The organism is Aliiroseovarius sp. S1339, assembly GCF_023195695.1.
Lineage (GTDB): Bacteria > Pseudomonadota > Alphaproteobacteria > Rhodobacterales > Rhodobacteraceae > Aliiroseovarius.
Window position 1 is genome coordinate 137,615 of the sequence record NZ_JALPQG010000005.1, and the last position, 17,343, is coordinate 154,957.

The window sequence follows — 17,343 nt, forward strand, 5'->3', positions numbered from 1 at the left end:
CGCCTTCACCCTGACGCGACGACGGGACATTCGGTTTAGCCCGAACCCCTAGGAGCCAGAATTCCTCAGGTATGGCAGGGCGTCGGCCTGCCTCGATAGGGGTTTCGCAGGAGCCTGCCGGTAAGCTGTAGCCTTCGGCCCATAACCCTCTGGGTCGGCAGTGGCGTATTTCCGACCACGCGGCTTACAGAGCTTCACAGCGGAAACCACCATTCATTCATCGGCTGTGAAAGCGCACTTCGTCTCGCATCGCCGCTGTTCGTAGATGAGATGCTGCGCGATGCAGGAATGGACGCTACCTGATTGGTGTTCTCACAGTCATCGTCAACGGCCATTCGCAGAATGGACATCAACCAGTTGTTGCCATGTAACTAAAAGGTTGAAGCAGCGTTTGCTTTTTGATCAGAAAAACCGCCGAACCGCTTGGCGATATTCGCGGAATTGTTCCCCGTATTCCCGCGCAAGCCAACGTTCCTCTATGAATATGGCAACCAAATAGATCAGTGCCCAAATCATCAACGTTGCGATTGCAAATGAAACAGGGATGAGCAAAGCCCACCCGGCAAGGCCGAACCAAGTAGCAATATAAATTGGATTACGTGAGTATCGAAATAACCCGTCGGTGCGCAGCCCTTCTTTCGACCCAAATGCGTTAGCCCAACCAAGCGCTATCGTTGCGCCAAATGCAATGGCGAAGCCGCAAGCAAACAACAGGATGGCCAGAAACTTTGCTGGCGCAGAAACAGGCAACCCGATGCGCCAAACATAGAGTATCGAGAAAATGATTGACCCGTAGACCACGATCCGAAACAGGGTCATAAACACTATCTTTTTTCTTGGTTGGCCTTCAGGAGGCGGCCAAAATCTGAAATTCGGATTGATGAGTTGATATGTAACAAGCGCCAAAAGAATGGAGCTTGATATGAACGTCAGAATGGGAAGCGTGCTAAGCAGGAGATCAATCATACGCGCATCTTAGATAGGCAGTTTGCCTTGGCAACTGGATCATGGGAATGAATGACCCATTGGTCCGCACTGCCGTCATTCTGGAAATGGAAATGCTGCACGATGGATGATTGGCCAGTCTGGGGAAGCCGCGCCGCAGAGATGGACGCTTAGCCCAATGTCCAGTCAGGACCGTGAGCCCTGCGCCATGATCGGCCGGATTTCTGCGGGAGCGTTGGGGGCCGGGCTGCCCCCGCGCGATCATTTGGTTTCGCGACAGCACCAGAAGCTTGTGCGTTCGCAAATCGTTAAACGGGTGTTTGCTGTGCAGGACGTTTTCGTACCGGCGATAAAGCTTACGGATCTGCCGAACATTTTCGTCGATGACACAATTCGCTCGGTCACATATTTCCACATGCTTTTCGACCAACACGAGGTCATCTTTGCAGAAGGCGCACCAACCGAAAGCCTGCTTACTGGACCCGACGCGCTAAGGGCGCTCGGCTCTGAAGCGCGAGACGATATCCTGACCCTTTTTCCGGAAGTCACCGAAGTGGATCATGTCCCGGTGCCAGCCCGTCGCATCCCGCCAGATGAGTTGCAGAAACAGCTCATCGAACGCCATTTGAAAATCCACAAACCTAGTGTGGAATGAGCGAGCGCAACTTTTCAGAGAGCCAATGCTTTTCTAAGGACAATACTTCGACAACCATCCGTTAAGAACGTTTAGCTCCTCGGTGTAAGCGCCCGCCTCATCATTGGCTTGATTTACGGGATCAGCAGACCAGGCGGCATATCCCGATACTGGAAGACGTACGCCTTCGTGACGAACGTCGCCCAGAGTGTCCTTGTCTTTGATCCAGTCATACAGCGTCCCATCAGGCGCTTTGTAAGTGGTCACAGAATGAAGCGCTTCGCACGTCGCCTGGTGTTGGCTTTCATGTTCGTAAGCAGCCGTCAGAACGATGTCTGGAATGCATTCAGCAGCGGCTGAAGCAGCCGATGGCAAAGTAATCTTGCAGCTGCGAACATCCGTTTCTGCGAGGGAGTTCGGCTGCATGGTTCGAGTCGAGTAATCGGCGGCATTCGCGGTACTTTGCGCGCTGGTGTCACTTGATACCGAGACCGTTCCATCCGGTGCGACCGTGACCGTGCCGTCTACTACTCCGGTCACAAGGTCGGCAAATGACAATGCCTGATTGCCCGCTGCCTTGTGAAGCCGCCGTTGACTGTCCATCCAAAACCCGGTCCTTTCATCCGCCCCATTCATCCCAGTGGCTTGCGCGTGAGCAATCAGCGATAAATCGGTGTTGGCGGCGATGTAACTTTCGACATGTTGTTTTTCCAATTCGACCAACCGGCAAAGGCACGGCGCAGCTTTTCCAGATTCAGCAACAACGTTCACGGTCCGATCGGCCTTTCCGATTGCGTGTAATTTGGGTGGCAATTTCAGCGTGACAGCAGCCATGTCCGAGGCCGAAAATGATCCGGGAAACTGGCTCATCGATGCAATCGGTGACAGCTCCCAGATAATATCGCCCATGTTCTTGGGCATGGTCTCTTTGCCAGTCCACTTCTGGGTCGACTTATCGCAGGTCAGAATGATGTTTGGATCGGGTCCGCCTGGCCGGGTCGTTGTTATCCGAATTTGCGTAGGACAAGAATTTGCGGTGCCGCTTACAAAAGACAACTGCATCGGCGAGGGACCATTATAGGTGCCTTCCAGCGGAAGTGGGTTGCATCCGCACATGTCAGACTGGGCCGTAACGCTGTTATTGCCGATGCCATGCGCGCGCAACGGGTCCATTGTTCCAAGTAAGAGCCCGCCCGTGAACGAGACAAAAAGAGCTATTCGGGTCAACATTTGCATCCCCCCAACATTTCTCCAATGACAATTCTTACCACCAATTGAAGCTCAGAACAAAAATCGGGCGAAGGCAAACAAATCGCAGGCCTAGATCGAAAGGCGTTTCAAACCCGACGCAAGACGTCTTGGACCATGCGTTTAGATATCACTGCAGGGTCACGGGACGTCTACCGATCGAGCTCTGATCTTGGCCAGAAATGTAGTGCAAGATGTATTCACCAGGATCGCTTGGCAATTGCAGCACGGCGGGGTTTCCGCTGGCTGTCGTCGCTGTCACTTCGGCTGTTTCGGAGCCAATTTTGGTGATCGCGATGGAATCCCCGTCCGCATCTGGCCCGACCCAGAAGACCTCAAGCTGACCTCCGGCCGTTGCGGTATCGGCGGCCTCAAGCACTGCGGTTTCCGTCACAACTTCGCTGGCCTGAACGACCTTCAACGAGCGGCGCGCCAGCACTTTTTGCGGGTTGCCGTGGGCAATATAACGGATCAGATAAGTGCCTGTTTCATCGGGCACGGTCAGCCTGACGGGGTTGCCACGTTCAGTGTATTGATAATTTAAGTATTCGCCGGGTTTTGACCCAATCGCGGCGACCGAGATATAGTCATTCTTATTGTTTGGGCCGACATAGGACACGTCAACCTCTGTGCCGAGGACAGCAGATTCTGGGGCGTCCAGAACCACATTCACCGCAACGATGTTGATATCACGCGCTGCAAGGATACGTTGTGGGTTGCCATGGGCAATATAGCGCAGTTGATACTGCCCCGGTTCTAGCGGCATCTTGAGCTTCGTCGGGTTGCCGCGTGTGGTGTAAGTGTAATGCGCATATTTATTGGGCTGCTGATCTGGTGTTGCGATTGCGATGTAGTCATTTTTGTTGTCGGGTCCATCCCAACTGACGTCAATCGTCGCCCCAGCATCAGCGCTACTTGGCGCGTCAAGCGAAACCTGCGCGGCCACGACGCTGATATCGCGGGTCGCCAGTATTTTGTCGGGATTGCCGCTGGCGATATATCTGATCTGATAGTCACCCGGCTCCAGCGGCATTTTCACTGACGCGGGGTTTCCTCGGGTCGTATAAGCGTAGTTTTCGTATTTGTGAGGTGCCTGATCCACCGCCGCGACCGAGATGTAATCGTTCTTATTGTCCGGCCCTACCCATGCGACATCGACTGGCGAGCCGGCGATTGCTTCAGCTTGTGCGTCCAGTGTGACCTGCGCTGCGACCACCACGATTGGACGCGTTGCGATCACCTTGGCCGGGTTGCCAGCCGCGACATAGCGCAATTCATACGTGCCGGGTTCGAGCGGCATTTTAACCGATGCAGGGTTTCCACGCGTGGTATAGGCATAATTGGTGTATTTGTGGGGCTGCTGATCTAACGCCGCGACCGAGATATAGTCGTTCTTGTTGTCCGGCCCATTCCATTCGACATTGGTTGCATTGCCCGCCACGACTTCATCAGGTGCATCTAGGGTCGCGGTCACTGCGACAACCGTTAAGGGGCGGCGTGCCAATACCCGTGCTGGATTGCCCTGCGCCACATAGCGCACTTCGTAAGATCCGGGTTCTATGGGTGACGTCACCTGAGCGGGGTTGCCACGCACGGTGTAGGCATATTTTTCGTAAGCGGTGTCCTTGGCATCTAGGGCCGCAATCGCGATGTAGTCGTTTTCGTAGTCGGGGCCATCCCATGTCACATCCAACTCGGACCCGGCAGCAATCTCGTCCGCCGCATCTAACGTGACCGCTAGGTCGGTGATGGTGATTGCGCGCGTGGCCGATACGCTTTGCTTGCCGGGGACACTGCGGATGTAGCGTAGCTCATACGCACCGGACTCCAGCGGCATGCGTACCGCAACGGGGTTACCTTCAGAGATATAGGCATAGTCCAGGTATTTCCCTAGTTTGGCGTCAGGCGGCACAACCGTCACATAGTCCTGTTCACCGATTTCGGCATCCCAAGCGACGTTGATTGTTGCACCAATGGGCGCGGTCTCGGCGGCCTCCAGCGACGCTTGGTAGCTTATTTCTGGCAGTTCGAGTGTGATGGTTTTCGCCTGCCCGGCGACTGTGAAATCTGCCGTTGCTGTCGCTTCGTCTTCCAAGCGCAACACCGACGCCGAATAAGCTCCCGGCAACAAATCCAGACCCGTTTCGCCCAGCGGGTCAGTTTGATTGCCGGTGCCGTCAGGAGCGAAAGACCAAACCAGCCCTTCGTTGATGACTGGTCCGCCTTTTCCCAACGTGGCCCGGAAGGTGATCGCGACCGGCATCGGCTCGGGTTCGGGTGCGGCGGCGATTTCAACCAAAGCTGCGCCCAATTCGCTCGCGTCATCGGCCGATCGGAAGGTCCCGCCGGTTTCAGCGGCTAGGCATTGCATCTGGGCAACCGCATCCGGGTCGTTGATGTCGAACCCAACAACATGTGCGGTAAAGTCGACCCCTGCTTCTTCCAAGGCACGGGCGGCGGCACAAGGATCAGGATGACAGGTTTCGATCCCGTCTGACACAAGGATCACCGTTGCCTTTTCTTCGGTGTAGCGCAGCGATTGCGCGGCGGCGATCACAGCGTCAGTCATCGGGGTTTTCCCCTTTGGCTTGATCGCATTCACAGCACTGGAAATTGCCCCTTGGTTGCCGTTAGCCGCTGGCACCAGCGTTTCAATGTCAGAGCAATCCCCTTTGCGCCGATGTCCATAGACCGTCAATCCAAGCATCTGATCTTGCGGAATGGTCTGTAGTAAATCGCCGATAACTTCCTGTGCGATGGTGATTTTTGCTGTGCCGTCTATCTGCCCCCACATCGACCCTGAGCCGTCCAAGATCAAGATAGTCGAGGCGCGATCTTGGGCTGTTGCTGGAAATGACAGGAAAATCGACAGAAAGAATGCTGCAACGAAACGCATGAGATAGCCCCTTCTTTAACGTGTAAATGGAAGCAGATTATGGGCCAAATATCCAGATGGTATTGGGTTGGGCGCTAAAAAGTTGGTTCTTGAGGGCAAACCAAAAGGCACCCGGACCACCGAATGCAGCCCAAATCTGCCAGTCAGCCACGTTGTCGCTGGCCGCGTTGAACCCGGACCTACCGCTCTACAAAAGCACGGCTTGAAATAGACACTGAATTTTTCGCAGGGTCTTTGGTATTGGCAAAGCAGTAACCGTCAGCACGATGAATAGATCCGAATGGCAACCCTCGTTCTTTTGAAACACGGCAGAAACCCTCAACGTCTTCTACATCAAACACCAGCTTAACAAGCGTTTGGCCTTCCTTCCGGCCTTCCGACATAGGGTGCAAAAGAATACTCGCTCCGGCCCCTTTGGGGACTAGTTCAACGATCCGATCACCGTCCAGCCGACGCACCTCAAAACCAAAATGCTGGCAATAGAATGCCACCAGCTCCTCAGTCCTCTTCGTGTAGATAATGATACGTCCAAGTTGCGCAGACACATTGAACTCCACTTCATTCGGGTGGGCGTCATATACCGGAATTTCAGTGCGCGACCAATTGCGGCTTTGTCCCGCACAGCCAAAGTTCGGATAGTTAGCAACTGCTCTATCGGCCGCTGCTACAATCCCTGCTCGTCCAGAAACCTCCCCGCCTCAGATTGAAACATTCGGGTTGGTTATGCGGGATGTGCGACGTCCAGGTGCGAGCGCGGGTGACCACATTTTCTACCTGAATTGAGTGGAGACGCCGTTTGGGCGGGGTTGCGACCGCGCGGCCTGTCGAAATCCCGACCACCCAGTCCGCCTGCGCGAACAGAAGCAGCCTGCCCGAGGTTACGAAAGCCCCGGCCGCTTGCGAGGCCGAGGCATTGGTCTTGGTCTTGGTTCTGTTGTTAGTTTTTAACGATCAGGTGGTCTGGGCCGTACGCAAAACCGGTAATGTTGCGATTGCCCGTGTTGTTGTCGTCGGTAATGACCAGGATGTCATGCTCGCGGTAACCACCGGCGCCGGGCAAGTGGTTTGGAATGGTGATCATCGGCTCCATTGAAATGACCATCCCCGGCTCAAGCACCGTGTCGCAATCTTCGCGCAGTTCCAGTCCGGCCTCGCGACCGTAGTAGTGGCACAGAACGCCGAACGAGTGGCCGTAGCCGAAGCTGCGATATTGCAGCAGGTCTTTTTCTGCGTACATGGCGTTCAGTTCTTTGGCGATGTCCGAGCATTTCGCGCCCGGTACCAAAAGCTCCTTGCCCCGGTCGTGGACCGCGCAGTTGACTTCCCACATCGCGATGTGGGCGTCGCTGGCCTCTTCGGCAAACAGGGTGCGTTCAAGGGCCACGTAATAGCCTGCGACCATCGGGAAGCAGTTCAGCGACAGGATATCACCTTTTTCGATCTTACGGCTGGTCACAGGGTTATGCGCCCCATCGGTGTTCAGACCGGATTGGAACCATGTCCATGTGTCCAACAGCTCTCCATCCGGCCAGACGTTCGCGATTTCGCGCACCATCGTCGCGGTGGAATGCAAAGCGACCTCATGTTCTGGCACGCCGACGGCTGTTGCTTCGACACATGCCGCGCCGCCAATGTCTGCAATACGCGTCATCTTTTCGATGTGAGCGATCTCTTCAGCTGATTTAATCATCCGCAGGCGCATCGAAGCTGCGGCAATGTCAACGAATTCCATGTTCGGGAATTCAGATTTCAGCAGGTTCAGTGTATCGATGTTGATGTGGTCAAACTCGATTCCCAAACGTTTGACACCACCGGTCAGCTTGCGGATAGCTTGAAAATAATTGTCTTTTTGCCAATCGGTATAGGTGATGTTTTTGCCACCAAAGGTCCGACGCCAAGGCTGCCCGCCGTCAATCCCGGCGCTGATTGTCGTTGCGATGTTATGATCGACCAGCAAGCCATAGCGGCGACCGAAGTAGCAGTACAGAAAGTCGGAATAATAGTTGATGCAGTGATACGATGAGAACAGTGCAGCATCTATGTTCTGCTCGCTCATGTAGCCGCGTATGTCGTCCAGACGCCGCTGCATTTCTGCGGCAGAAAACGTCTGCGGCGCAGCGGTGCCATTGTTGGTGTAGTCTTGAAATCTCTCGCGCTTCATGGAACCCCCTATGCTGTTATGGCCCATCCAGGACCAGTGATACGTGAAGATTGACCCAATTATGCAGCACTGGTCAAAGGATGGTTTTTCACGTATAGGGTGAGGAAAACTTATGCTGAGGGCGTCATATGTCCACGACTCCACTAAACGCGCTGCGAGTTTTTGAGGCCGTCGCGAGGCTGGGTTCGTTTCGCGCCGCTGCTGACCACCTTTGTGTGACCCAATCAGCGGTCAGCCATCAGGTCCGCCATCTTGAAGATTGGCTTGGCGCCCCGCTTTTTGAGCGGCAGGGCAATCGCACCCAACTATTGCCGCATGCCTTGGAACTTTCGGGATCACTTTCATCGTCGTTGGCTGAAATTGATGCTGCCTGTCACCGCGCCAGCGTGTCGCGCGCGCAAATGCCCTTGGTCATCGCGGCGATTCCTTCCGTTGCCATGTGCTGGCTGATCCCGCGACTGATGAAATTCAAAGAGCTGCATCCCACGGTTGCCACGCGCATGATCTATGCAATGCATGGTCAGGATATCGACTTTCGTGAAACCCATGTGGCTTTCGTTTTTTCTGCAACCCCTCCTGAAATAGCTGGTGTAGAGGTTATGCCTTTTCTGCCCGGGACAAGCGTGCCTGTCTGCAGCCCCGATTTGCTGCAGAAATCTGGTCGTCGTAAGCTGAAGCCTGCGGAAATACGCAAATTCGGCCTCTTACATGACCGCGATGAAACAGGTTGGCGATCTTGGCTCGAAAACAAGGGGATACGCGAAACGACAGCCCTTGGCGGTCCAGTTTTTGAGGACTTCAATCTTCTGCGCGGCGCCGCCTTATCCGGCCAAGGCGTCGCACTTTGCGCTACCGTCATGATCAGGTCCGATCTGGAATCGGGCCAGCTGGTGCAAGTCTCTGACACTGCATTGCTGGACGACCATGATTATTATCTACTGATCGGCCCGCAAGCGCGGGCAAACATGATAGACGAGGTTTTGGCGTTTAGGGATTGGGCTTTGGCTGAACGAGACATTCAGCTTCAAAGTCTCTGACGCGCAAATTCCGTTCATTTGACCTTCAGAATGAAAGTGACGCCAATCTAAAAAGACAGGCAATCGAACTTGGTTCTTCATCGGTCGACAATGCCCCGCGCGTGCAACACAATGCCGGCGACGAGATTACCCCAAACGAAAGGCAGACGCGATGGGCACCGAAATACTGGAGCATGTTTGGATCACCCTGTCCGACGGCTGCCGCTTGGGCGCACGCATCTGGCTGCCCGAAGGCGCGCTGGATGAACCGGTGCCTGCGGTGCTGGAATACATCCCCTATCGCAAACGCGACGGCACCCGCGTGCGGGACGAGCCGATGCACGGCTATTTTGCAGAACATGGTTACGCCTCGGTGCGGGTTGATATGCGCGGGTCGGGCGACTCCGACGGTCACATGGCCGACGAATATCTACCGCAAGAACAGGACGACGCGCTTGAGGTGCTGTCCTGGATCGCCGCGCAGGACTGGTGCAGCGGCAATATCGGCATGATGGGCAAAAGCTGGGGCGGCTTCAACTGCCTGCAAGTCGCCGCCTGCCGCCCGCCGGAACTGAAGGCCGTGATCCCGGTCTATTTCACCGACGACCGGTTCCGCGACGACATTCACTTCATGGGCGGTTGCCTTTTGAACGACAACCAGTGGTGGGGCTCGATCATGCTGGCTTATCAGGCTCGCCCTCTTGACCCTGAAATCGTCGGCGAAAGCTGGCGCGAAGATTGGCTGAAACGCATCGACGACCTGCCCTTCTTCCCCGCCATCTGGGCCGAACATCAACGCTATGACGCCTATTGGAAACATGGCTCGGTGCAGGAAGATTCCGCTGCCATCACCTGCCCCGTTCTGGCCTTCGGGGGCTGGGCTGACAGCTATACCAACTCCGTCCCGCGGATGTTGGAAAACCTCTCGGTCCCCTGTCGCGGCATCATCGGCCCGTGGGGCCATGTCTATCCCCATGACGGCATCCCCGGCCCCGCGATGGGCTGGCTGCAAGAGGCCGTGCGCTGGTGGGATCACTGGCTCAAGGGCATCGACACCGGCGTGATGGATGAGCCCAAGCTGCGCGCCTATGTGAACGACGCCACCCTGCCCGATGGCAGCCGCCCCATGCAACCCGGCCGTTGGGTCGGCGAGGCGGAATGGCCCTCAAACAAGGTCACGCCAATGCCCCTGTGGCTGACCAAATCGGGGCTTGCAGACGCACCCGGCGCGGGCGAGGTCTCGATCCGATCGCCGCAAAGCCACGGCAAGGCGGCGGGTGAATGGATGGCCGCCGGTGTGCCCGGTGAAATGCCGACGGATCAGCGGCTTGACGATGGCGGGTCGCTGAATTTCGACACCGAGATCCTGACCGAAGAGGTCGAGGTTCTGGGCCGCCCCCATCTTGACCTGACGCTGACATCAGACAGCCCGGTGGCGCAAATCGCGGTGCGCCTGTGCGACGTTCTGCCAAGCGGAGAGGTCTTGCGCGTCAGCTATCAGGTCCTGAACCTGACCCATCGCGACGGGCACGAAACCCCGCAACCGCTGGAGCCCGGCAAGCCCATCAAGGTCCGTGTCGCGCTGAATATCTGCGGTCACCGGTTCGCGCCGGGGCACAGGATCAGGGTCTCGGTCGGCACCGCCTATTGGCCCATCGTCTGGCCCGCGCCCTATGCCGCGACACTGACCGTCGCGCTGGAAGATGCATGCCTGTCCCTGCCCCGCCGCGCAGGTGGCGACGTGCACCAGATGACCTTCCCTGACCCCGCGCACGGGCCGCTTACACCTGTTACCCAGCTTGATCCCGGCTCCATCGCCCGCACCAGTCTGCAGGATCACATGACGGGCGAAACGGTCTATGTCACCGATGGCGTCGGCGGCGTGTTCGGCGAAGGCGTCCTGCGTTTTGACGATATCGGCACCCATACCGCCCACTCCCTTCGGCGGGAACAGCGCATCCGGGACGACGACCCGCTGTCAGCCCGCTCGATCATCGACCAGAGCTATGACACCGTCCGCGACGGCTGGAACATCCGCACCGAAACCCGGCTTGAACTGTCATCAACCGAGACAGAATTTCACCTCGACGGCACATTGCGCGTGCTGGAAAACGGCGAGGAACTGCGCAAACGCACATGGCGCAGGGTCATCCCCCGCGACCTGATCTGACTCTTTTTTGGCCGACGGCGCGGTCAGGGCGCTTTGATGGCTAAGGCAACCGACTGATTGCTCATCATCCTTGCGCAAAATCCGCGATACAAGGAGAGGGCGCAACACCGCTCGCCTTTTCCGCGCTTGGGTTCACTCACGCCGCTTTTTTTGGACGCTGCCTTGCCCGCGAATAATCAAAGAAACCTATGGCGATAGCAGCGATACTGCAAACGCTTGCAAGGATCTAATACTAACTTACACGGCGAAACTGGCTTTGCATCCGGTCAAGCACGTCGACGCCCATCTGCAACAGCAGGTCCAGCACATCGAGCGGCACCCAGTTCTCGCGTATCAACCCCTCGTGGTGCAGGTAAAAGTCCATCACCCGCATGGTTACGGCGCGACCCGTCGGCCCCACACCAAGAAAGTCATTCCCGACGTGGTTTGCGAAAACGCTTGGCCAGCCGCCCGTCACGGAATACGGGCCGTCGCCTACGCGGATGTAGTGCCCGCCGCCATGCTTGGCTTTCATCTCGGCAATCTCGTCCCACTGGCCGCCGCCCATGCGCTTTGGGAATGCCTTGCGGAAGGGCAGCTGGTGGTAGTCGACGAAGCCCTGCAGCCCGCGTGTCGTGCCGATGCCAGAGGGTCCATACCACATCATTTTCGGGTGCCAGTGGTCCTTCTGCGGCATGTTCAGAAGTCCTTCGCGCCCCTCGCTTTTCAGGTCGTCATAAGCACCAAGCGTGTCGTGCATCGCCAACGTTTGGGCGATACTCGCCTGTGATTGCTGACTATCCTGCACTGAAAGCAGCAGCCCGTCGGCGGTCAGCGGGCCGGGCCACATGCCCTCGGTCCCAAGGCTTGGGGCCAGCGGCCAGAAACCGGCCTGCCGGAACACGTCCAGAACATCCCACAGGCAGTTGGATTGCACGATCTTTCCGTCGCGCAGTTCATGCACCTCGCCATAACGCAGATAGATCGGGCGACCGGTCGCGGGGATGGTCAGCCAGTCGCGGCGAAAAGTTCCGCAGTAATGCCCGGTCATGGCGACGTATTCGCGCCCCTCAAAGCTGCCGCCCATTACGATCTGGTCGCGGCGTTCAAGGTCAGGAAGTGCCGTCATAAGTGGCGTCCACAGCGTGGTTATCAACGAATCGGCACCATGCGATTCGTTCATTGGATGCGACGCACGCAGGTGAATGTCGGGGTGATAAAGCGCACTGATGTTGTTCGTCAGGCCGGCAACGCCAGCTTCAGCAAGGCGGCCTAACCCAACGTAAACTGCGGTTTTATTGTTCAGATTTCTATCTGGCACGGTGTTCCTCATCTGCCTGTGGACGTGGCTATTGATGCTTGGAATGAAAAATATTGCAAGCGTATTCATCAACCGCTACCGTTGAAGGATCAAGGCTGCCCAGAAAGCCTGATCAACTAAAAATTGTCTTGGCGGTGCCTCTTGGACGGCATGGGAATACCGCCAACAACGGGAGAAATCGGAATGAACATCACTTTGAAATCGACGGTCGCTGCCAGCGCTCTGGTCGTCGCTGCCGGGGCCGCGACGGCCGAATGCAGCATCGACGGCGGTCGCGTCAACATCATCGGCAATGAATTTCCTGCGATCCAAACCATCGCCAGCGCTGCCGCTGAATGCGCGGGCGTCAAAGTCGAGTCGAACCTGACTGCGGATCACCAGACGCTGAACGTTGCTGGCATGTCGGGCAACCCCGCTGAATATACCAGCGCGGTTGTTGCAAATTCATCCATCGTGGCGCTGATCAATGAAGATGTCATCCAACCGTTGGACGCACTTGTCGCGGAATACGGGCAAGACATCCCCAAGCGTCAGCTGATCACCGTTGACGGAAAAGTCATGGCTGTCGCATTCATGGCGAACGCGCAGACGCTGGCCTATCGTGCCGACGTTCTGGAGGAAGTCGGTATGGACGTGCCCACGACCTATGAGGGCGTACTGGAAGCCGCCGAAGCGATCCGCGCCGCTGGCATCATGGAGCATCCCGTTGGTGGACCCTACGCGGCTGGTTGGAACCTCGCGCAAGAATTCAACAACATGTATCTGGGCCACGGCGGCGAGTTTTTCGAGCCCGGCACAGCCAATGTTGCGATCAACAACCCGCAAGGCGTTGCGACGCTTGAAATGATGAAAGCGCTGACCAAATACATGAACCCCGACTATCTGACCCACGATTCCAACGGCACGCAGGCCGAGTGGGAAGCAGGCAACGTCGCGCTGATGCACATGTGGGGCAGCCGGATGCAGATTCTCATGGATGACGAAGGTTCCGAGCCGCAGGTCTATGAGAACACCAAGGTTGCAGGCCCGCTTTTGGTCGGCGACAGCGGTGTGCCCGCGTCCACCCTGTGGTGGGACGGCTGGACCGTCGCCAAGAACATCAGCGACGAGGATGCCGCGGCGACCTTCCAAGCCCTGACCTATGCTGTTTCGCCTGCGATCCTGAATGATACCACAATGGATCAGGCCGTTTGGCTGATCGACGGATACGAGCCCGCGCCTGTATCCGAAGGCGTTCTGGCGGCTGTCGCTGCAGGCACGAAACCTTACCCGATGCTGCCCTATATGGGTTTGTTGCACACGGCTGCGGGTGACAACATCGCCGACTTCCTGACCGATAAGGAAAGTGCCGAGCAGACGCTGGCGGATATCGAAGCGGCCTATACGGCTGCTGCCAAAGAACAAGGCTACGTCAACTAAGCCTGACTTTCAGAAGGGCGCGTCGATCCGTCGGTGGAAGCCGTCGCGCCCTTTTCACTGCCCCCATTCACAACAGGCAGCTTCGCTATGAAACACAGTTCTTTTTTCTGGTTCGTTCTTCCGTCCTCGTTGTTGATGTTGGCATTCATTGCCTTTCCGATTGTGTCGGTCGTGACCCAGTCATTCTACAGCGCGCACGAGCAGGTCGTTGTTGAGGTGGAAAATTGCGGGCCCTTTGGCTGCAAGATGGAAACCTCGGTCGACCAGGTCGCCACCGCCGCCATTCGCGAAGCCGAACCGATGGGCAAGTTCGCGGGATTGAGTATTTACACAGACCGCAACCACCTTGCCTTCGGCGAAGTCGCCGCGGCTTGGGTCAGAGCGGACGGGTTGCCCGATTTCGGTCGCAGCCTGATGAACCTGCCATTTTACAAGGCGCTCGGCTTTACCCTGACCTACACGGCCGTCGTCACACCGCTGACGATCATCCTGGGCTTCTTCATTGCCATCGCGGTCAATTCTGTCGCCGTCGCCCTTAAGGGCCCGACGATCTTTTTCTCGCTGCTGCCGATGATTGTGACGCCGCTTGTTGGCTCTTTGATCCTTTTTTGGATGGTCGATGCCCGCGGGATTCTGGGGACCGGTTTGCAGTGGCTGACGGACGATCCGACCCTGTCGGTCAAGGCGTCAACGGGGCTGATGTGGATCATGCTGATGGTCTATGGCATCTGGCACGCGGCACCCTTCGCGTTCGTCGTTTTCTATGCTGGCCTGCAGACGGTCAACACCGACACGCTTGAATCCGCGATGGTCGACGGCGCGACCCGGTGGGAACGTATCCGCTTTGTCGTCCTGCCGCACTTGTTGCCGCTGGTCACCTTCGTTGCACTGATACAATTGATGGACAACTTCCGTGTGTTCGAGCCGATTGTGAGTTTCCAGGCCTCCGCACATGCCACTTCGCTGTCCTACGCGATCTTTAACGACCTGGGAGGCGAGACGCGCTTGTTGTCCTCGGCTGCTGCAACATCGGTGCTGACCATCATCGGCATCGCCATTCTTTTGTCGCCCGTCCTTGTTCGGACATGGCGCGACTTCGACCGCAAGTAAGAGGACGTAAGCCCATGTCAAAAGCTAATCGTCAGCCGCCCTCGGTTCGGATCATGGCCACCTCGTTTTTGGTGATCTGGTTGGTGATCGCGGCATTCCCGTTTCTTTGGACTCTTTGGGGGTCGTTCAAGGTCGAAGGTGACTTCTTTTCCAAAGCGAACTGGGCCAACGCTCTGTTCGGAACCATGACGCAAATCGAAACAGGCGGCAGCTTCACCGGCGCGGGCTATCACGGTGCTTGGATACAGGAAGAATTCTGGCGCGCGGCGCTTAACACCACGCTTGTGTGCCTGTTCGTGGTTACCGTTTCACTGACCTGCGGCACGCTGGGGGGCTATGCTCTTGCGCGTTCGACCCACCGCTATGCCTTCTGGTTCCTGCTGTTCGCGCTGATATTCCGTGCGATGCCGCCGATCACGTTGGTTTCGGGCTATCTGCTGCCGTTCTTTGAATGGAACCTTTGGGGGCATCTTTATACCACGGTGATCGTTCTTGTGGCTCTCAACCAGCCCTTTACCTTGTGGATGCTGCATTCGTTCTTCAAGAACATCCCACAGGATCTGGACGAAAGTGCGATGGTCGACGGCTGCACTCGCTTTCAAGCGTTCCGACACGTGATCATTCCGGTGATGTGGCCGGGGGTTATCACAACGGGTCTGTTCAGCTTCCTGCTGGCTTACAATGACTTCGCTGTCACCACGATGCTGCTGAGCAAGGAAAACCAGACAATGGTGCCCAAGATTGCCAGCTTCCTCGGGACCACTCAAACCAAGGGCAACGTCATGTTCGCCGTGTCGGCCGTTGTCTCGGCCACGGCACCGCTGTTCGTGATGGTAATGTTCTTTCAACGTCAAATCGTGAGCGGCCTGACCGCTGGCGCCGTCAAAGGATAGGGGCTTAGATATGGCCAGACTTCAACTCAAGAACGTCAACAAGCGTTGGGGCGCCTTTGTCGGTGTCGACAACTTCAATCTCGACATCGCGGACGAGGAGTTTCTTGTGCTGCTGGGGCCATCCGGCTGCGGCAAATCAACAACCATGCGGATGATTGCAGGACTTGAAGATGTCACCGAGGGCGAGATCATTTTGGGCGACCGTGTCGTCAATGATCTGGAGCCGAAGGATCGCGACATCAGCATGGTGTTCCAATCCTATGGCCTTTACCCCAACCTGACGGTTTATGAAAACATCCGCTTTCCGCTGCGCGTCCGTAAGGTGCCCAAGGAAAAGCATGATGAGATGGTGATGAAAGCCGTTCGCATGACCGAGCTTGAGGATTTCATGCACCGCCGCCCTGCCGAGCTTTCGGGCGGCCAGCGCCAGCGTGTCGCCCTTGGTCGCGCCATCGTGCGTAAGCCCACGGTGTTTTTGATGGACGAGCCGCTGTCCAACCTTGATGCAAAGCTGCGGGTCAGCACACGCGCGCAGATTAAAAACCTGCAATCGAAGCTGAAAACCACCACTGTTTATGTGACCCACGACCAGATCGAGGCCATGACCTTGGCCGACCGCGTCGTCGTGATGAATGCGGGTAAGATTCAGCAAGTTGGCACGCCGACGGACATTTATGACACCCCGTCCAACACCTTTGTCGCCAGCTTCATCGGCTCGCCTGCAATGAACCTTGTCGAAGGCACGCTGGACGGCGGCACCTTCGCCGGCGACGGTATCAGGGTCGAAGGCCTTCCCACTGGCCCGTCGGGCAACGTCACGCTGGGCTTTCGCGCTGAGGATGCCGAAATCGTCGACACAGGCGGCCAAATCTCTGCGCCGATGTATTCCATCGAATTGCTGGGCGAAGCGTCAATGATCTCGTGGCGGCTCGGTGGCGCTTTGGTGTCGGTCAAGACCAACAAAGAATATCGCGCAGAAATCGATGAAATCGTGCAGGCCAGCATTCCGGCCAGTATTTGCCACCTGTTCGACACGGACTCTGGTGAAAGGATTGCCCTGTGATGACACCGACCGAGCAGGCGGAAGCGACCCGTCAGGTTATCTTGCGGATGGAGGCGGCGTTGGCCGCCAACTCGAACGATATGGCCGCCCATTTCCATGAAGATTTTCGCTGGATGGGCAACCAGGGCTGCGGTACCAAGCCGGACCTCGCGGCCTTTCGTAACAACTGGCAACTGCCCATACGCGCCGCCTTCACCGAACGCGATTACAAGACCGAAAAGTTCGTCTGCGAAGGCGAATGGGCCTCGTGCTTCGGTCATATCGAAGCGACGCATAGCGGCACCTTCATGGGGATCAAAGCGACCGGTAAGCGCGTGAAAATCCCGTATATGGATTTCTGGAAGGTCGAAGACGGGCGGATCAAGGACAATTGGGTCTCGGTCGATTTTCCATCGGTTCTCGCCCAGCTTGGCCGCGACGTGTTCGATGGCCATGGCTGGGAGCATTACGACGACGGCACGGCAACGCCGCAACATCCCGCATAAGGA

The 17,343-nt window shown here is 56.8% G+C and carries 14 protein-coding genes; 8 read left to right on the plus strand and 6 right to left on the minus strand.

Annotated features, from left to right (window positions below; all coding sequences use genetic code 11):
- Positions 1 to 402 precede the first annotated feature (402 nt).
- Positions 403 to 966 carry an isoprenylcysteine carboxylmethyltransferase family protein gene (locus tag MUY35_RS09185; RefSeq protein WP_248366385.1) on the minus strand — a complete coding sequence of 188 codons (564 nt, stop codon included), beginning with the start codon at positions 964 to 966 and terminating at the stop codon, positions 403 to 405.
- 157 nt (positions 967 to 1,123) lie between these two features.
- Here MUY35_RS09185 and MUY35_RS09190 point away from each other — a divergent pair, with 157 nt between their 5' ends.
- Positions 1,124 to 1,600 (plus strand): Hint domain-containing protein, encoded by a 477-nt coding sequence (locus MUY35_RS09190; RefSeq protein ID WP_248366389.1) that lies wholly within the window; start codon positions 1,124 to 1,126, stop codon positions 1,598 to 1,600.
- A 33-nt stretch (positions 1,601 to 1,633) separates the two neighbouring features.
- Here the strand turns inward: MUY35_RS09190 and MUY35_RS09195 are convergent, their stop codons facing one another.
- The 4 genes from MUY35_RS09195 to MUY35_RS09210 all read right to left on the minus strand — a co-directional run bounded on the left by MUY35_RS09195 (position 1,634) and on the right by MUY35_RS09210 (position 7,884).
- Positions 1,634 to 2,809: a hypothetical protein gene (locus MUY35_RS09195; protein ID WP_248366391.1), complete on the minus strand. Its 1,176-nt coding sequence runs from the start codon at positions 2,807 to 2,809 to the stop codon at positions 1,634 to 1,636.
- Positions 2,810 to 2,957: 148 nt separating this feature from the next.
- On the minus strand, positions 2,958 to 5,723 hold the full coding sequence (locus MUY35_RS09200; RefSeq protein ID WP_248366394.1) for a VWA domain-containing protein: 2,766 nt from the start codon (positions 5,721 to 5,723) through the stop codon (positions 2,958 to 2,960).
- A 179-nt stretch (positions 5,724 to 5,902) separates the two neighbouring features.
- Positions 5,903 to 6,268, minus strand: a complete 366-nt coding sequence (locus MUY35_RS09205) for a VOC family protein (RefSeq protein WP_248366407.1) — start codon at positions 6,266 to 6,268, stop codon at positions 5,903 to 5,905.
- A gap of 392 nt (positions 6,269 to 6,660) precedes the next feature.
- On the minus strand, positions 6,661 to 7,884 hold the full coding sequence (locus MUY35_RS09210; RefSeq protein WP_248366409.1) for an aminopeptidase P family protein: 1,224 nt from the start codon (positions 7,882 to 7,884) through the stop codon (positions 6,661 to 6,663).
- A 128-nt stretch (positions 7,885 to 8,012) separates the two neighbouring features.
- Here MUY35_RS09210 and MUY35_RS09215 point away from each other — a divergent pair, with 128 nt between their 5' ends.
- On the plus strand, positions 8,013 to 8,921 hold the full coding sequence (locus MUY35_RS09215; RefSeq protein WP_248366411.1) for a LysR family transcriptional regulator: 909 nt from the start codon (positions 8,013 to 8,015) through the stop codon (positions 8,919 to 8,921).
- A gap of 151 nt (positions 8,922 to 9,072) precedes the next feature.
- A complete protein-coding gene (locus MUY35_RS09220) occupies positions 9,073 to 11,070 on the plus strand; it encodes a CocE/NonD family hydrolase (protein ID WP_248366413.1) in 1,998 nt (665 codons plus the stop codon).
- Positions 11,071 to 11,302: 232 nt separating this feature from the next.
- Here MUY35_RS09220 and MUY35_RS09225 read toward each other — a convergent pair whose 3' ends face one another.
- Positions 11,303 to 12,370 carry an ester cyclase gene (locus tag MUY35_RS09225; RefSeq protein WP_248366415.1) on the minus strand — a complete coding sequence of 356 codons (1,068 nt, stop codon included), beginning with the start codon at positions 12,368 to 12,370 and terminating at the stop codon, positions 11,303 to 11,305.
- Between the two features lie 183 nt (positions 12,371 to 12,553).
- Here MUY35_RS09225 and MUY35_RS09230 point away from each other — a divergent pair, with 183 nt between their 5' ends.
- The 5 genes from MUY35_RS09230 (at position 12,554) to MUY35_RS09250 (ending at position 17,340) form a co-directional block, all read left to right on the plus strand.
- Positions 12,554 to 13,789, plus strand: coding sequence for an extracellular solute-binding protein (locus tag MUY35_RS09230; RefSeq protein WP_248366429.1), 1,236 nt, complete (start codon positions 12,554 to 12,556; stop codon positions 13,787 to 13,789).
- 87 nt (positions 13,790 to 13,876) lie between these two features.
- Positions 13,877 to 14,899, plus strand: a complete 1,023-nt coding sequence (locus MUY35_RS09235; RefSeq protein WP_248366432.1) for a sugar ABC transporter permease — start codon at positions 13,877 to 13,879, stop codon at positions 14,897 to 14,899.
- A gap of 14 nt (positions 14,900 to 14,913) precedes the next feature.
- Positions 14,914 to 15,792, plus strand: a complete 879-nt coding sequence (locus MUY35_RS09240) for a carbohydrate ABC transporter permease (RefSeq protein ID WP_248366435.1) — start codon at positions 14,914 to 14,916, stop codon at positions 15,790 to 15,792.
- A 10-nt stretch (positions 15,793 to 15,802) separates the two neighbouring features.
- Positions 15,803 to 16,855 (plus strand): sn-glycerol-3-phosphate ABC transporter ATP-binding protein UgpC, encoded by a 1,053-nt coding sequence (gene ugpC, locus MUY35_RS09245; RefSeq protein ID WP_248366444.1) that lies wholly within the window; start codon positions 15,803 to 15,805, stop codon positions 16,853 to 16,855.
- Between the two features lie 47 nt (positions 16,856 to 16,902).
- Positions 16,903 to 17,340 carry an ester cyclase gene (locus tag MUY35_RS09250; protein WP_248367230.1) on the plus strand — a complete coding sequence of 146 codons (438 nt, stop codon included), beginning with the start codon at positions 16,903 to 16,905 and terminating at the stop codon, positions 17,338 to 17,340.
- Positions 17,341 to 17,343 lie beyond the last annotated feature (3 nt).

What these genes read in the sequence shown, in the direction of transcription:
- MUY35_RS09235 (WP_248366432.1), top strand. Translation starts at nt 13,877, where the DNA reads ATGAAACACAGTTCTTTTTTCTGGTTCGTTCTTCCGTCCTCGTTGTTG.
- MUY35_RS09200 (WP_248366394.1), bottom strand. Translation starts at nt 5,723, where the DNA reads ATGCGTTTCGTTGCAGCATTCTTTCTGTCGATTTTCCTGTCATTTCCA.
- ugpC (WP_248366444.1), top strand. Translation starts at nt 15,803, where the DNA reads ATGGCCAGACTTCAACTCAAGAACGTCAACAAGCGTTGGGGCGCCTTT.
- MUY35_RS09190 (WP_248366389.1), top strand. Translation starts at nt 1,124, where the DNA reads ATGTCCAGTCAGGACCGTGAGCCCTGCGCCATGATCGGCCGGATTTCT.
- MUY35_RS09240 (WP_248366435.1), top strand. Translation starts at nt 14,914, where the DNA reads ATGTCAAAAGCTAATCGTCAGCCGCCCTCGGTTCGGATCATGGCCACC.
- MUY35_RS09210 (WP_248366409.1), bottom strand. Translation starts at nt 7,884, where the DNA reads ATGAAGCGCGAGAGATTTCAAGACTACACCAACAATGGCACCGCTGCG.
- MUY35_RS09250 (WP_248367230.1), top strand. Translation starts at nt 16,903, where the DNA reads ATGGAGGCGGCGTTGGCCGCCAACTCGAACGATATGGCCGCCCATTTC.
- MUY35_RS09230 (WP_248366429.1), top strand. Translation starts at nt 12,554, where the DNA reads ATGAACATCACTTTGAAATCGACGGTCGCTGCCAGCGCTCTGGTCGTC.
- MUY35_RS09195 (WP_248366391.1), bottom strand. Translation starts at nt 2,809, where the DNA reads ATGTTGACCCGAATAGCTCTTTTTGTCTCGTTCACGGGCGGGCTCTTA.
- MUY35_RS09215 (WP_248366411.1), top strand. Translation starts at nt 8,013, where the DNA reads ATGTCCACGACTCCACTAAACGCGCTGCGAGTTTTTGAGGCCGTCGCG.
- MUY35_RS09220 (WP_248366413.1), top strand. Translation starts at nt 9,073, where the DNA reads ATGGGCACCGAAATACTGGAGCATGTTTGGATCACCCTGTCCGACGGC.
- MUY35_RS09185 (WP_248366385.1), bottom strand. Translation starts at nt 966, where the DNA reads ATGATTGATCTCCTGCTTAGCACGCTTCCCATTCTGACGTTCATATCA.